This window comes from Treponema denticola ATCC 35405 (assembly GCF_000008185.1).
In the GTDB taxonomy this organism is placed as follows: Bacteria; Spirochaetota; Spirochaetia; order Treponematales; family Treponemataceae; genus Treponema_B; species Treponema_B denticola.
Window position 1 is genome coordinate 858,656 of the sequence record NC_002967.9, and the last position, 16,156, is coordinate 874,811.

At 38.0% G+C, this 16,156-nt stretch carries 10 protein-coding genes and 1 pseudogene; 7 read left to right on the forward strand and 4 right to left on the reverse strand.

The window, feature by feature from the left end; all coding sequences use genetic code 11:
- Window positions 1-68 precede the first annotated feature (68 nt).
- From TDE_RS04045 to TDE_RS04055, 3 genes are all read right to left on the reverse strand, one after another.
- Window positions 69-776 (reverse strand): rhodanese-like domain-containing protein, encoded by a 708-nt coding sequence (locus tag TDE_RS04045; protein ID WP_002682098.1) that lies wholly within the window; start codon window positions 774-776, stop codon window positions 69-71.
- A gap of 77 nt (window positions 777-853) precedes the next feature.
- Window positions 854-2,329: a pallilysin-related adhesin gene (locus TDE_RS04050; protein WP_002682100.1), complete on the reverse strand. Its 1,476-nt coding sequence runs from the start codon at window positions 2,327-2,329 to the stop codon at window positions 854-856.
- 41 nt (window positions 2,330-2,370) lie between these two features.
- Complete coding sequence (locus TDE_RS04055; RefSeq protein WP_002670133.1) at window positions 2,371-3,033, reverse strand: vWA domain-containing protein; 663 nt, start codon at window positions 3,031-3,033, stop codon at window positions 2,371-2,373.
- Window positions 3,034-3,199: 166 nt separating this feature from the next.
- On the opposite strand from TDE_RS04055, the gene cfpA reads away from it, so the two are divergent.
- From cfpA to TDE_RS04095, 7 genes and pseudogenes are all read left to right on the forward strand, one after another.
- Window positions 3,200-5,248 carry a cytoplasmic filament protein CfpA gene (gene cfpA / locus TDE_RS04060; RefSeq protein WP_002672116.1) on the forward strand — a complete coding sequence of 683 codons (2,049 nt, stop codon included), beginning with the start codon at window positions 3,200-3,202 and terminating at the stop codon, window positions 5,246-5,248.
- An 86-nt stretch (window positions 5,249-5,334) separates the two neighbouring features.
- A complete protein-coding gene (locus TDE_RS04065) occupies window positions 5,335-6,360 on the forward strand; it encodes a hypothetical protein (RefSeq protein ID WP_002682102.1) in 1,026 nt (341 codons plus the stop codon).
- A gap of 10 nt (window positions 6,361-6,370) precedes the next feature.
- Window positions 6,371-9,178, forward strand: coding sequence for a putative PEP-binding protein (locus tag TDE_RS04070; RefSeq protein WP_002682103.1), 2,808 nt, complete (start codon window positions 6,371-6,373; stop codon window positions 9,176-9,178).
- Window positions 9,179-9,279: 101 nt separating this feature from the next.
- Window positions 9,280-9,954, forward strand: a complete 675-nt coding sequence (locus TDE_RS04080; protein ID WP_002670138.1) for a TIGR00266 family protein — start codon at window positions 9,280-9,282, stop codon at window positions 9,952-9,954.
- Window positions 9,955-10,098: 144 nt separating this feature from the next.
- The gene (locus TDE_RS04085; protein ID WP_002682106.1) at window positions 10,099-12,270 is read left to right on the forward strand and encodes a DUF4954 family protein; all 2,172 of its coding nucleotides are present in this window, start codon (window positions 10,099-10,101) and stop codon (window positions 12,268-12,270) included.
- Between the two features lie 6 nt (window positions 12,271-12,276).
- A pseudogene (locus tag TDE_RS04090) lies at window positions 12,277-12,963 on the forward strand (YkgJ family cysteine cluster protein).
- Window positions 12,964-13,020: 57 nt separating this feature from the next.
- Window positions 13,021-13,734 (forward strand): queuosine precursor transporter, encoded by a 714-nt coding sequence (locus tag TDE_RS04095; protein ID WP_002682109.1) that lies wholly within the window; start codon window positions 13,021-13,023, stop codon window positions 13,732-13,734.
- Between the two features lie 80 nt (window positions 13,735-13,814).
- Here the strand turns inward: TDE_RS04095 and TDE_RS04100 are convergent, their stop codons facing one another.
- Complete coding sequence (locus tag TDE_RS04100; RefSeq protein ID WP_002682111.1) at window positions 13,815-15,980, reverse strand: methyl-accepting chemotaxis protein; 2,166 nt, start codon at window positions 15,978-15,980, stop codon at window positions 13,815-13,817.
- Window positions 15,981-16,156 lie beyond the last annotated feature (176 nt).

The following is a 16,156-nucleotide window of genomic DNA, read 5'->3' on the forward strand; positions in this document are numbered from 1 at the left end:
CATAAGTAATGAAACTTTCAAGAGGATAAAATCATTTTAGGGCAATACATTTTGCACCTTATATAAAATTAATTTTTATCTTCTTCTTCTTCTCTTACAAGCTTAAAAGGATATTCGGCAACTCCGTCAATAGAGTTATAGATTTTCGTGTAGCCCAGATTTGACAGTTCATAGGCTGCTCTTGAAGATGCCGTACCTACATTACAATATAAAAGCAATTTTTTATTTTTGTCCGGTATTTTGTCAAGATTATTTTCTATTTCAAATATGGGGAACGATATGGCTCCTTCTATGTGTCCTATGTCATAAAACGATTTGGTTCTGCAGTCAAGGATTAAAGCATCGGGGTCTTTTAGCATCTCTTCAAAAACTATTCCCCTTACAGAGTTATAAGTGACGGTTTTATAATTATATTGATTAACTCCTTCTGCGTTATAAATTTGAGAAAATCTGTTTCCTACCAATATCTCTGCTGCTTTAAAACTTTCATCGTTAGTTTCGGAATATACATATACCGGTTTGTCTTTCCAATCGGTTATTTCTCTTAGGCGGTTTTTTATTTCGTTTAAAGGTATATTTATAGCGTGTGAAAGATGACCTTGTTTATATTTATCATAGGGCCTGACATCAATTACCAATATAGAATCTTTATTTGAATCGGAATTTAAATATTCAAGTCTTGAGCCTTTAACATCTTCAACTTCTACTTCTATACCGCACGAAATTAACGATATATTCACAATTAAAACTATAAAAAGCAAAAACCTTATTTTCATAATTTAATCTCCAAAAAACTTAAATACTCTGAATTTATTATAATGATTTTTACTCTAATTGTCAAAAGGGCCGATACTCATTCTCTTTCAAAGACAATGGGTTCATCACCTGTAGGTATTGCATCATTTATACTCAACTTAATTTTTGTTAAAACCATCCGCTGCATATTTTTCTTTTCACTTATTTCAAGCAGATAAAATTTAGTTGTGTTTTTTTCGGATTTCATTTGCATTATGATTTTTTCGTTTATTTCCAATATGTTAAAATAACCTTTTTCAATATCTTCAGATTGTTGAAGTGTATAAGAATTTCCTAAAAGGTCTAAAAAAACGTTATTTGCCGATTTCCACCGATTTGAAGATTTTGATAAAATTCTTTTTGCTTTTTCCGCATTGCTTTCTTTTTCGTTTGTGTTATTTAAAAGTAAATTTGTATTTTTTTTATACTTTCCGTTCCAAAGAGATGCGGTTCCGAATTTAATTCTTAAAACGTCTTCTATTACACGCACCTGTATTTCATCAAGTCCCTTAATTTCAATTTCGACTCTTCTTATTATATTCGGAATCGACTTATTGTTTGTTGTAAAAAATAAACCGTACCTTCGAGGCAAGGTTGTTTTTATTTCATAGATTTCTTCAACATTGTCTAAATTAAAAATAATATGACTGTCGTTTTTATCAAAATAAACACTTCTGCCTGTTTCTTTATTCCCTTCTTCTTGAAACCATAATCCGGACAAAAAATCTATAAAGGATTCCATATTTCCGCTTTGAAGTTTTCTTAAAAGCTGAATTTCTATTTTTTCACCCGGAATTGTCTTTTTTAAACCTTCTTCATATTTTTTTGTCTTCACATTCCATGTATATTCGGTCTCAATTTGGTTTAGAGTGTTGGGGGCCGCCGGGTCGGAGTCGTAAGTGTATATACGATATGAAGATAGGCTAACAGGGACTTCGTCTTGAGTTTCAATTTCTTTGATCTGAATCTGCATATCCGCATGTAAGTCGGCTATTTGGGCAAGCTCAACATTTCCGCCTTTGTCCTTTTTGATAGTATGTATGGATAAGGCCTGCCTGTTATCCGATGTCATTCCGGAATAAATAAGGGATTTGGGATCTTGCGTCAAATTCATAATGTAGAATGTAAGAGACTTAGGTTGTGTGATCGTTGTTCTTATTTCTTCAACCCTCTCCCATTTTTGAGTTATCGGATTTTGAATTGAAATGATCAGGTATAAAAAAGGATCCAATAGTTTTTTTACGGCAATAATTTGGTCTTCTACACCGTCTTCATTTAAATCATCCGAAATAGCATCAACAAAGGTTTCATCATTGGATAATTCCAAGAATATTCTTGTTTCAGTATTCGCGGAATAATTTTCGGTTTTTTTATTTTCATTATCGATTTGTGAAGAAACTATGGGAATTATTGTTTGTGTAACAATTTTTTCTTCACCTTTTGTATTTGACCGTATAAACTTTAAATAAATTAAAAAGCTTAACACAATCAAAATAATAAGAGCCGAGATAGCATACATTATCTGTTTGAACATACTTTGTTTAAATCCTTATTTGCAATTATGGTTACGTATGGTTACGGATTATCTTTTTTGATTAAGGCTGTATTTTCGTCGGATTGAACCCTCTCTTTATCGTTATTTTTTATTATATCTGAAAAAAGGGCCTTGCTTGTTTTTACAACCCTCTCATCAAGTCCCATATCAACAGTAATTTCATACCAATTATCGTGTTTTATAATTCTTGACTCAACTAAATAAGGACTTGAAAACTTTTTTTGTTTACCGCTGTATTTTGAGGTTATAGGAGCATCTTGTTCCAGATCCGTCAACATAAAAAGAACCTTATACCTTCCGTTTTCGCCTCTTTGGTTTACGGCTTCCTGTATTTTATCCAGAGCTCTTCCTACATCGGTAAACCTTCCGTTCGGGCTTATTTTATTTACCGTTTTGATTATCTTGTTGGTGTCTTCTTTGCTTTTTATTTCAATTGAAATCAAATGTTCGGGACTTTCATAAAACTGATAAATGCTTATCCAATCGCCGGTGATGATAATTTGGTCTATCAATTCATCAAGAACCCATCGTTTTAAGCTCTCAAATTTTCCCGGATCCTCCATGGATAATGACTTGTCAATCATAATAATCATGTCAACAGGCATTGTTCTTTCGCCTGCATTTAAATTAAATAAAACTCCCGCTAAAAGCAAAAATATAAAAATAACCTTTTTAATTTTCATAAATACTCCTTTTTTATGCTTTATATACACTATTATATAACATATTTGAAAAAAAATCATCAACTTTAAATAAAAACTCTTTACATTATGCAAAATATGTTTATAATTATATAATAGTGATATATATTGTAATTAACAAAATTGCTAAAAGTAAGGAGAGTTAGGAATGGCAAATTTAGATCTACCACAGAGCCCGAATGTATTCCATCCCGAGAAGCCCAGCGCTGTCGGTTCGAGAAACTCATTGGCTCAAGACTATCGAGATCAGCAGAAAGAAGTTAATCAGCTGATTGAAGAAGAAACAAATAAAGTGTTACACCACTTGACCACAAAGCTTCCCAAAGAAGTCCTTGAAAGATTGGACGTAATGGGCGGCGTTAAGGAAAAGCTGTATAACTACTTTAACCAGAACTACCAGAACATGTTCAACCGATACATGGTAACGGCTGAAGATGAAATGCTCAAAAAGGTTCGAGGATTTATCGATCGGGAAGAAATGAAGGTTTTAGACCGCTATACTCCGAAAGAAATCGCTACCCTTCTTGATGCAGTTGGCGGTGCTGACAAGTTTAACACAGGCGAAATCGAAAAATCGATTGTAAACATGTACGGTCACTTACAGGGTCACGTACAGCGCGGTGTTAATGATTTGGAAACCTTAACAAACTCATTGTTAAGGCAGAAGACGGACGTAGGTGCCTTCGTTCGAGGTGAAAACGCATACTCAATCGTAAAGTGTGCATTTAAAGACAACCTCTACAAACCAAAGACTGTAACCGATGTTAAGCTTTCCGTAAACATTCTTGATACGGAACTTATCAGCCCGATCTTCCAATATCAATCAACAGTCGAATATCTTATCAAAGACCTCTTGTCAAATCACTATATGGATGTAATTGACAAGGAAATTGAGAAGATAAAGGACAAGAGAATTGATCAGGGATTGGATGAATTGTCTGACGGCGAAATCATTTTCGCAAAAATCGATAAGGTAGATGGTATTACTGATGATGATGTTGAGAATCCCAAGAGCAAGAGATACGATGTAGTATCAAAGAAACTCATGGAAAGAATCAATAACTTAAGAGCTGAAATCGATCCTGAGACCTTTGATCAGCTTAATATCAGAGAAAACATTAAAAAGATCATCGACCTTGAAAACATCAGAAACCGCGGATTTAATACGGCTATCAACTCGATTACCTCAATCCTTGATACCTCAAAGATGGGATATCAGTATATCGAAAACTTAAAGAATGCCCGTGAGCTTATCTTGCGAGAATATGATGACACCGATATCGCCAACCTTCCTGATGAAAGGTATCAAATCCGCCTCAAGTATTATGACAATGCTCAGTTGCTCGCAGAGCGACAGGCTTATGAAGTAATGATGAGCTCTTTCGAAACTGAAATTCAGCACTTGTGGGATGTAGTACGCACTACATACGACAAATCCAAGTTTATGACCAAAATCACAGACTTTAACGATTTGGCTGCAAATTACAGGAAATTCATCAAACGAAAGTACAAGGATCCGTCCGGTGAGCCCGTATACGAAGATACCGCTAAGGTTTGGGATGAAATCTCCTTTGTTAAAGCTCCGGAAACTGAAGTTGAAAAGATGAACAGAACCTATGTCTACGAAAAAGACAAGCTCCGCAAGAAGCTTATTATCATGCGCAAGAGAATGAAGGATTTGTATGATTATCAATATCCTATCGAAAGACGCGTTATCGAAGACAGACTTTCGTTTATAGAAGCAGAATTCAACAAATTCGATTATTTAATCAACCCCTTCCATATCCAACCCGGTCTCTTGCTTGATATCGATATTACATCTATCAAGAGAAAGAAGGCTACATTGGACGGAATGGCCAACGTGCTCAACGAATTCTTGCACGGTGTATCAAAGGGCTTTGCCGACGCAGCATTTGCTTCGTTCAGCCGCCGACGATCCACAGTTCGTGCCGACATTGCACAGAGCTTTGCTGCTGCCGAAGATGATGATCCCAAAGCCAGTGGAGCTGCAGGCCGCTCTCAGTTTATCGATATGCTGAACAGCACTCCCGCCATTGCAGCTCCTGCAGCCGAGTCTGTAAGCTCTCCGGCTAAACGCAGAGGACCCAAAAAGAGTGCCTCTAAGGCAAGAAAGACAGGCTCTGTTGATGCAGGACGAGGCCGACGAAAGGCTAAGTCAGGAATTAAAGAAATTTAATTAGGATTTTAGAGCTTAACTGATTCAAAATTAAGCCCCTGGAACAACCCCGTTTCGGGGGCTTTTGTTTAAAAAAAGGAGTAATTATGGTTAATATGACTAATTTTTTTGTTCCGCTTGCTAAAAAGACTGATTTTAATGTTTCCGTTAAACATATTCAGTCTGTTATAGAAATTTTAGAGGATTGTGATCCCAAAGAAAATATTGCGGACAAGATAAATCTTATGATAAGAGAACAGACGATAAAGCCGGAGCAGGTTAGATCCATTCTTTCGGTTTCTCTGCTTGATAAATGGAATTATAAAGTTGTATCTGAAAATTTGAAATTTATTTTGGATGATGCCTCCTCTTTTGTTGCTGAGGTTGCCAAATGGTCCGGTATTGATTTGGTTTTCGGCTATGATCATCCGGATTTGGGTTTTATCGTTATAAACCCGAAAAATCCTGCTGCTGCCCAAGTTATTCAGGGATTTAGAAAAAATGAGCTTCTCCTAATATTTGTCGGAAAACAAGACAGGGGCTCTGTTGATGCCGGTCTTGCCGATTCCGTTATTTCTGCTATTCATAAACTATTTGAAAAGAAAGCTTGCTCGGTTCCTGCATCCGTAAAAGCAGGTCCCTTTGTATATGTTGAACCGAAAAAAGCTGCTCCTGTAAAAGTTAAAAAGGCTGTTACCAAAAAGCCCGGTAAAAAAAATAAGGCTGCTTCGGCTCCTGTTAAGGTTCAGGCAAGTTCCGTTCCTTCACATTTGGAGCGCCCATCTGCCGTGGCCACAGGACCTAAAAAGATGTCGCAGCTTGTTTCTGTTCCTGTTTCAAACGAGCTCTTCCATAATGGAAATGTTGAAGCATGGAAGAGAATTATACGAAGTTATACTGCAAAATACCAAGATGCCGAAGTTATGGTATACTATGACGGAGAGCGTATTGTAGATATAAATACCTTATTTAAGTGGGGAAAGGTTAAACACGGAAGTACAATCCAATTTGCCGTTTCTGCAGCAGAAATTAACGACCTTTCAAAGTTGTCAAAATATTTTAGGCAGGGAGCCAGTCCCATGTTTGAAGCATTTTTGCGCGGATCTCCGGATACCGTATTAAATCTATTTTAAGGAGTAAAAAATGAAAATTTCAAACAATATACACTTTTTTAATAGTAAAGAAATCGTCGGTAAAAAAGTTGACAAGAATTTATTGGGTATCCGAGGAAGACAGGCAAACGAATTTGCAGAACTAAAGCTTCCAATCTTGCCGGGTATTATAATTGATGCTTCTGTGGCGCAGGATCTGGGCGATATAAAGATATATTCCGAAATTTCTCCCTATTTAAGCAAATTCGGCTCAGAAGTAAAAAAAACATACGGCGACGCCGGCTCTCCGTTGCTTTTAAAATTAGTTATTTCGCCCAATATGCTTATTACAAGCTATCCCACCCTGCATAACTTCGGCCTTACCAAGGATACTGTAATAGGATTTCAAGAGAATGTAGGCGAAGATTTTGCTGCAAATGAAGTTCTGTTTTTGCTTAACGGAATTTTAACAGTTGTGCTAAAAATCGAAGAGTTGGAAAAAAATGAACAAAAAGTTAAAGATTTGGAAAAAGCCTTGCATGACATAAAAGAATCAATGAAGATGGGTAAAATCGGTTTAAAACCGGGAGCCATCATGGATAAATATTCCAAGTTTTTACCTAAACATTTTTTTGATGATTGTAAAGTTCAGCTTGAAGAGTCAATCCGCCTTATCGCCCGTCTTTTAACCCTTGAAGAAGATTCGGATCATGATGTGGCTCTTTTGATTCAGCCCATGGTTTATGGAAATTACAGTAAAGACTCATATTCCGGTTCTTTCTTTAGCCGAAATATTGTAAACGGTGAGAAGAAATTACAAGGTCAGTTCTTTGCCGAAAAATTCAATGAGGTAAATGCCGAAGGTAAAGATATTAACTCCATCAAGCCTGAATACCTAAAGCATCTCCAGCAGATTGCATGGCAGCTTGAAGATTATACAAAGGATATCCGCAATATTCGCTTTACAATCGAGGCCGGAAGACTCTGGCTTATCGAACAAAAATCGGTTGAAGCTAAGAGTACCATCTCAATGGTTCAGATTTTGCTGGATTTATACAACAGAAAGATAGTAGATGCCGAGTACGTTGTCCGTGCCGTTAAGCCCGGTCAGTTGAATGAGATTCTCCACCCCGTTATAGACATCATGAGTACAAAGGGTATGAAATCATCAAAGGGCGGTATAGCCGGTGCTCCGGGAGCCGCAGTGGGCAGAGTCTATTTTACTGCCGATTCCCTTATCGAAGCTCAAAGAGCTGCAAAACTTCAGGGGCTGGACACAAGATGCATTCTATGTATGCCTGCAACCTATGCAGGAGACGTAAAGGGCATAGAGGTTTCTACAGGTGTTATATCGAACGAAGGCGGCTATTCGGCCCATGCTTCCGTTGTTGCCCGACAGTACGGTAAAATATCTCTTGTACGCCCCGATATGAAAATAAGCGGAAACAAGGCCGTTATTGAAGGTGTTACAATAAATGAAGGCGATTATATTACGCTCAATGTTCCTTATTACGGAGACTCTACGGTTTATTTCGGTGAAGCAAAACTGATTGAGCCCGATCCCGAAACATCAGGTCTTTTGGACTTTATAGGCCTTGCAAAAAGCTTCCTGTCCAATTTCCATGTAAGAGCCAATGCCGACAGTCCTCGTGATGCTCAGCTTGCTTTGGATTTCGGTGCTGAGGGTATAGGTCTTTGCCGAACCGAACACATGTTCTTTAATGAAAAGAGAATAAATACCTTCCGCGAAATGATTTTAGCTCCAAGCGAAGCTGAAAGAAAAAAGGTGCTTGATAAACTTCAAAAAGTACAAACGGAAGATTTCTACGGAATCTTTAAGGCTATGAACGGCAAAGAGGTTACTATCCGATTGTTGGATGCTCCTCTCCACGAATTCCTGCCTCATAATGACCTTGAGCTTGACGGCTTTGTAAAATACTTGACGGCTCAAAAGAAGAAAGTAAGCAAAAAGGATTTAACTGCGGAAATCGAAAAACTTTCCGAAATCAACCCTATGCTTGGTCACAGGGGCTGTCGAATTGCCATAAGCTATCCTGAAATTTATGCTATGCAGATAAGGGCTATTTTTGAAGCCGCATACAAGCTTAAAAAAGAAAAAGTAGATGTAAAACCTGAAATTATGATTCCTCTTATAATGAACTTTAGAGAATTAAAGCAAATTATTTACGGAAAGAAGATTGAGGGCCATACTTATTTAGGTATTGATGCTATTGCTGAAGAGGTTAAGGCTGCCGTAAAAGGCGGAGACCTTGATTACAAGGTTGGAACTATGATCGAGCTTCCGGCTTCTGCCCTAAGTGCCGATGAAATTGCAAAGTATGCACAGTTCTTCTCTTTTGGAACAAATGACTTGACTCAGACTACTTTAGGCCTTTCACGCGACGATTTTAACAGCTTTATGCCGGACTACACCATGTACGACCTTATCGACGGAAACCCATTTGCCGTGCTTGACAGCAGGGTAAGGGACTTAATCGAAATTGCAATTCAGCGAGGAAAACTTACCAGACCCGATTTGCATCTCGGTCTTTGCGGTGAACACGGTGCCCGTCCCGAAAACGTACGCTTCTGTATGGATGCCGGACTGGACTATGTTTCATGTTCGTCATATTCCGTACCTATTGCCCTCCTTTCGATTGCACAGGCTGAGTTGGAGAATGCGGAAAAAGCCGGGATAAAGCTTGAGCCTAAAGCTCATGTTTCGAGAAAGCCTTCTTCTGCAGCACCTAAATCGGCCGCAAAAAAGCAGGCACCCGAAAAAAAAGCTGTAAAGGCAAAGCCTGCATCAGCTAAAAAAGCTTCTTCTGCCAAGAAGAAGACTGCAAAAAAATCCAAGTAGTTTTATACGGCTCCGCTTGGAGCCGTTTTAGAGGTTTATGACAGCCTGCAAAAATGTGAATTTTTGCAGGTATTCTTATCTTATTTTTTTAGGGGTATTTTATGGAATACAAAATTATTGGAGATGCTTTTCCCGCCGTTGTTTGTAAACTTAGAGCAGGAGAAAAGATGATAACTCAATCAGGCGGAATGGCTTGGATGAGTTCCGGGATTTCTATGGAAACATCTGCCGGCGGAGTCGGTAAAGCTCTCGGAAGGATGTTTTCGGGAGAAAGTTTATTTTTAAATAAATATACGGCAAATACCGACGGGGAAATATCTTTTGCCTCAAGGTTCCCCGGTGCTATAAAAGCATTTGAAATCACTTCGGGCTCGTCCCTGATTGCACAAAAAACCGCTTTTTTAGCTTCAACTGAAGGTGTTGACCTTTCGATTTACTTTCAGAAAAAACTGGGAGCAGGCTTTTTCGGAGGCGAAGGTTTTATAATGCAAAAACTTTCAGGAAATGGAACGGTTTTTCTTGAGATTGACGGTTCTGCAGTAGAGTATACTTTGGGTGCCGGAGAAACAATGCTTTTAGATACGGGATATCTTGCAGCAATGGAAGAAACCTGTAAGATGGAAGTAGAGATGATAAAGGGTGTAAAAAATATCCTTTTCGGCGGAGAGGGTTTATTTAACACAAAAGTTACCGGTCCCGGAAAAATAATTATACAGACAATGCCTATTCATGCGGTTGCTCAATCTTTGATTCCGTTTTTACCACATGGAAAATAACCGGCTTTAAAGCCGGGCTCTAAAGCCAATTTTTATTAGCCGGTAAGCGATGTTTACCGGCTTTGCCGAGAGATGTCCTTATAGTTATTTTGTAACGTTAACTTAATCTTTGTGTTTTTACAAACGCTTAATTTGGAGAATCCTATGGCTAAAATGCAAATGATAAAAGCCGAAGATTTCGGCTATGATTTTATTGATGGTAAATATTTACCTGATGGTAAAGACGAGTATTATATAAGATTTAATCAAACTAATCACCAAAATCGTAAATACCGTCAATTGAATTCGGATGAAATTGAGCGTCTGATAAAAAACGGAAATTCCAGTACTGATTGGTCGATGATCTTGGTTGAAGATCCCTTTGACACCGATTTAATAACAAACAGTCTTTTTGCCGGTTTGGTTCGAATTGCTTCAACTCAAAATTTTTACTTAAAATATCATGATTTTACGGTTCCGGTCGGGATTACAAACAGCAAGATTATTTCCTGCGATATAGGGGAAAACTGTGCAATTCATTATTGTGCCTATCTTTCGCATTATATAATAGGCGACAGGGTTATCTTGAGCCGTATTGATGAGATGTGTACAACCAACCATTCAAAATTCGGAGAAGGTTTAGTAAAAGACGGTGAAGATGAAAAGGTTAGGGTAACGATAGACACGGTCAATGAAGCCGGCGGAAGGGAGGTTTACCCCTTTTATGATATGATTACGGCTGACGCATTTTTATGGGCAAGGTATAGGGATGATGACAAGCTTATAAAAAAGTGTGAAGAAATAACTCAAAATTCTAAAGATTCAAGCAGAGGTTATTACGGTGAGGTTGGTTCCGATTCCGCAATAAAGAGCTGCCGTATCATAAAGGATGTTAATTTCGGTTCTTCGGTATATGTGAAGGGAGCAAATAAGCTTAAAAACTTGACTATAAAATCAACTGCTGAAGAGCCCTCGCAGATAGGGGAGGGAGTAGAGCTTGTAAACGGTATAATAGGCTTTGGTTCCAGAGTGTTTTATGGAGTAAAGGCAGTACGCTTTGTTCTCGGCAATAACTGCGAATTAAAATACGGTACACGCCTCATTCATTCGATCGTTGGAGATAACTCGACCATTTCCTGCTGTGAAGTTCTCAATGCTCTTATCTTCCCGTACCATGAGCAGCATCACAATAATTCTTTTTTGGTTGCAGCTATGATTCAGGGGCAGTCCAATATGGCTGCAGGGGCTACTGTGGGTTCCAATCACAACACAAGAGGAAACGATGGCGAGATTATAGCAGGCCGGGGATTTTGGCCGGGGCTTTCTTCAACTCTAAAACATAATTGCCGTTTTGCTTCATTTGTTATTTTGGCAAAGGCGAATTATCCGGCAGAGCTTGATATTCCTTTTCCTTTTAGTTTGGTTTTAAATGATCCGCATGAGGATAGGCTTGAAATTATGCCTGCCTATTATTGGATGTACAATATGTACGCTCTTGAACGCAACAATAAAAAATTCTTAAAACGGGATAAGAGAATAACAAAGACCCAGCATATTGAAACCGCCTATCTTGCTCCCGATACAGCTGCCGAAATTTTAAATGCCCGCACTCTTCTTGAAAAATGGATATGCGCAGCTTGGATTGAGGCAGGGAACAAAGCTTTAAGCATAGACACAATTTTAAAAGATAAAAAAGATGAGGCAAAGAATCTTTTTGTAAAGGGTGAAAATATCGAAAGGTCTAAACGCAGGGTAAAGATAATCAAGGCGGTAGAATCTTATGCGGCTTATCAAGATATGCTGATATGGTATGGGGTTACAACTTTAGCCGAGTATTTTGATAAGGGTTTGGATAAGATTGGAATGAGTATTGAAGAGTTTAAACTTTCAAGTGATTTTGATTTTAACTGGGTAAATATGGGCGGTCAGTTAATCCCCGAAAAAAAACTCAATTCAATTAAAGAAGACATAAAGGCCGGTAAACTTAACACTTGGCAAGATATTCATAAATCTTATGATTATGCCCATGATTCTTATTGCCATGATAAGGCTGAAAATGCTTATGCTGTTCTTTGCGAGCTTATGAAGGTTGAAAAGATAGATGCGGCCCTTTGGAATAAACTTTTAGACAAGGCAGCCGCAATAAGAAAATATATTGAAGAACAAATATTCTATACAAAAAATAAGGATTATAATAATCATTTTAGGGATATAACTTACCGGAATTCTGAAGAAAGAAAAGCTGTTTTGGGAAGCGTAGAAGATAACGCCTTAATTATTGAAGCAAAAAAAGATACGGAATATTATCTTAAACTTTTTGAAAGGCATAAGGCTTAGATAAAAATGGAAAAAGAAGTCGAAAGTTTTAAAGGAACAAAAACGGCCGAAATGATTTTGCTTTTGGACAAGGTCTATAAAGAAATTGAAGAAGCCGAGAAGGAGTGGATGTCAAAATGTCCTATTAAGTGTATAGACGGGTGCGGAGCCTGCTGTGTTCATTTTGAACCGGATGTTTATGAGGTTGAGGCTCTTTATCTTGCATCTTGGCTTCTCTTTCATCAAAGAGAACGGGCCTTGCAAATACTGGAAGGCCGTTTTAATGAAAATGTTTTAGATAAAAAAAACGGATGCCTCCTATTCGATATAGATAATCCTTATCATTGTACCGTATATGACGGCCGTTGTTTAATATGCCGCCTTTTCGGTTATTCCGGAGATCACGGCAAAGACCGAACCGTGCGCTGGCGTCCGTGCAAATATCTGGTTTCCATGGATAAAAATCTTTCTGCTTCAACCATTAAACAATACTCATAAGAAGATTTGCTCAATGTTTTTGGTACACTGCCTCCGGTTATGAGCGATTTTTCTTCACGGATATTGTGTTTTATGACTGAACAGGCGTCTCATACCCTTCCGCTTCGGGAGGCTTTACCTGCTGCAATTTCTAAAATTCTCATGCTTGAACGATATTCCAACAATCCGGAATTTGAACCTGATACTGATCCTGAAACTCCGCCTCTGGCTTCTTAAAATAAATCGGTTGAAACCTTATTCCCTTTTTTTCCTCTTTGTGTTAGTATCGCGGTCATGGAAAATTCACAGTTAAATCAAGGAGCCCTTGAAACGGACTCCATTAAGAAAACGAATTTCTTGCCGGTAATTTCCGGACTCTTTGTAGGCGTTTTGGTTTTGTCGAATATTCTTGCGGCAAAGATGGTACAGCTTGGGCCCTTCGTTTTTGACGGAGGCACTCTTCTTTTTCCTTTTTCTTATATTTTTGGAGATGTTTTGGCTGAAGTCTATGGTTATAAGGCTTCAAGAAAGGTTATCTGGACCGGTTTTTTTATGCTTCTTATTATGAGCCTCAATATCTGGCTTATAAGTGTTCTTCCTGCCGAGGCAGAGTGGATATTTCAAAAAGATTTTGATAACATTCTTTTACAGATGCCCCGTATTTGCGCCGGCAGTCTTTTCGGTTATTTTATTGGAGAGTATTCCAACTCGGTTGTTTTGTCTAAGTTAAAAGTAATAACAAAGGGCAAGTACTTATGGCTTAGAACTATAAGCTCGACATTGGTTGGAGAATTTTTAGACAGTGCCGTTTTTGTTGCTATTTCTTTTTTAGGCCTTTACAGCATAGATATTCTTATTATAATGGCTTTTTCAAACTATCTTTTTAAAACTTTTATCGAAGTTATATTTACGCCTTTCACTTACAAGATAGTTGCCTTTGTAAAAAAACATGAACAGACAGATGTTTATGACTACAATGTAAGCTATAATCCCCTTCCGGGAAAATAGGTTAAAAAAATACCCATCCTTAATTCTTTAAGGATGGGTAAAACCCATAACTTTGTTACCTATAACTTTGTTACTTGATGCTAAACTTTAAATTTCATTACTTCACCAGCCAAGCCTTCTATGCTTTCTTTATTCTTTTGGGTTATGCCTTGAACTTCTTGAACTGCATTATTTATTTGTAATGCTCCTGAGGCCATTTCATTCATACGATCTGTAATTGTACGGGTAAGCTCATCAAGTTTACTCATTTCTTGAGCTATACCTTCTCCTCCTCTAAGCATATCTTCAGAACCTTGTTTGACATCCTGCGTTACGGTATTGATATTCCGGATTGCAATTAAGACTTCTTTGCTGCCGTTTTCCTGTTCAGTCATTGCTTCCATAATGCTGTTGCTCATCTCTTTTACGTTTTCTGCAAGGGTGAAGATTGAGTTGAATTTTCCTTCAACGGTTCTAGCTGATTCAGCCAAGACCTCTATCTCTCCCGAAAGGTTTTTAAGGGTAGAGGTAATGCTTTTTCCTTGGGCGCTTGATTCTTCTGCAAGCTTCCTTATTTCGTCAGCTACTACTGCAAAGCCTTTTCCGGCTTCCCCTGCATGGGCTGCTTCAATTGCCGCATTCATCGCCAAGAGGTTTGTTTGGCTTGCAATATGCTGTATAACATTGGAAGCTTCCATCAAACTTCCGGATTCTTCGGCTATTTTTTGGGTTACATTGTTTGCCGTAGAAACATTATCTTTTCCCTCTGCTGTAGCATCTGCCAGTTCTTTTATAATATTATCGCTTTTACCCAGGGTTTGTGTAATCGACGCAATATTTGCAACCATTTGTTCTATAGATGAAGATGATTCGGCGACGCTTGCTGCCTGTGTTTCTATGCTGTTGTTAAGTTGTTTTATTGTGTGTATGATTTGCTCAACTGTTGCGGCTGTCTCTGTTACGCTTGCGGCCTGCGTTAAGGTTTGCTGCTTTATGCCGTCAATATTAGAATTTATTTCATCTACGGCACTTGCCGTTTCGGTCATATTGCTTGCAAGTTCGCCTCCTATAAGCTGCATGGTGTTTGTATTTGTTCCTACGGATTTGATGGAATTACCTATCTTTTCAATAGTCTGGTTAAAATATTTTGACAGTAGAGTAACTTCATCATTGCTTGTTACAGGAAGTCTTACCGTTAAATCCCCTTCTCCTTGAGAAATATCTTTTAGAGCCAGAACAACTTTTTGCAGAGGCAAGATCATTCTGCGTGTTACAGCAAATGTCGATACTAGGGCTGCACCCAAAAGAGTAAAGCCGGTTACAACCATCATGTATTGCAGACTTGCTACGGTGTCCAAAAAATCGTTGACAGGAGCCCTTATTACTACCATCCAGCCTGTAGATTTCATAATAGCATAGGAGCCGATATTTTTTTCTCCGTTAAAAGTGTAATAACCGATAGATGTTTTTGTTGACTGCATTGCTTGTTTTGCAAAATTTGCAATTGATACCAATGCAGGATTTGTTTTGGCATTTTCTTGAAAATTGTCTTGATTTAGCACAAGGTCTCTGTTGCGGTGGGCTACGGCATTTCCTGTTTTACCTAAGATAAAACAATATCCGGTTCTTCCGACAGTGATATGATCTATGTCTTCTGAAAGCTTTGTTCCGGGTGTATCTGCTGCGAGCACACCGATGATTTTATGCTCATAGTCGTATACGGGAACTGAGATTGTATTTACCAGTATTCCTTCGGCCTTTGAACCGTAGGGCTCGCTCACGAAGTGCTCTCCTGCTAAGGCCCTTTTAAACCATTCTCTATCATTTACATCAAATATCCGTCCGTCAAGGGTGTGACATTTTCCGTTTATATCCGTTATTGAAAACTCTATTATTCTGGGATTAAAAGCCGCTTCTTTTTTTAAATAGGCTATTTTGTCTGAGTAGGACGCATCTATATCCCTTAACTCGGATGCTCTGGAAGCACTCGAAACAAAATTCAAAAAAGAGTTGACCATTGAATCTATCAGATCGGCAGTGTCTGCGGCCTTGTCCGTCAAATGCATCTCTACCTTTTGAAGGATTGCCCTTTTTGACATAACGGCTCCTATTATTCCCTGCGTAGATACGGAAATAACAACAATCAAAGCGAAAAGAATAAGAAGTTTCTTACCCATTGAAAAAATCTTATCTTCCGATACACCATCTCTCATAACTAATTTTTTTTTTGCAGCAGGTTTTGCAACAACTAATTCTTTATCCTTCATTTTTTCCTCCTAAAACATATTTTTTAGATTATGTCTTATAAATAGTCTACACCCATATTGTAAATAACGCAAGGCTTTATATTTGAATTTTTAAAGATTTATATTTTTTTTGACTTTTTTGCTAATATTTCAATATTTTGATTTTTTATCGCTAGTTGACGAAAATGTCTAAATAT

Coding starts and splice junctions, on each gene's coding strand:
- TDE_RS04045 (WP_002682098.1), bottom strand. CDS start 776: ATGAAAATAAGGTTTTTGCTTTTTATAGTTTTAATTGTGAATATATCG.
- TDE_RS04050 (WP_002682100.1), bottom strand. CDS start 2,329: ATGTTCAAACAGATAATGTATGCTATCTCGGCTCTTATTATTTTGATT.
- TDE_RS04055 (WP_002670133.1), bottom strand. CDS start 3,033: ATGAAAATTAAAAAGGTTATTTTTATATTTTTGCTTTTAGCGGGAGTT.
- cfpA (WP_002672116.1), top strand. CDS start 3,200: ATGGCAAATTTAGATCTACCACAGAGCCCGAATGTATTCCATCCCGAG.
- TDE_RS04065 (WP_002682102.1), top strand. CDS start 5,335: ATGGTTAATATGACTAATTTTTTTGTTCCGCTTGCTAAAAAGACTGAT.
- TDE_RS04070 (WP_002682103.1), top strand. CDS start 6,371: ATGAAAATTTCAAACAATATACACTTTTTTAATAGTAAAGAAATCGTC.
- TDE_RS04080 (WP_002670138.1), top strand. CDS start 9,280: ATGGAATACAAAATTATTGGAGATGCTTTTCCCGCCGTTGTTTGTAAA.
- TDE_RS04085 (WP_002682106.1), top strand. CDS start 10,099: ATGGCTAAAATGCAAATGATAAAAGCCGAAGATTTCGGCTATGATTTT.
- TDE_RS04095 (WP_002682109.1), top strand. CDS start 13,021: ATGGAAAATTCACAGTTAAATCAAGGAGCCCTTGAAACGGACTCCATT.
- TDE_RS04100 (WP_002682111.1), bottom strand. CDS start 15,980: ATGAAGGATAAAGAATTAGTTGTTGCAAAACCTGCTGCAAAAAAAAAA.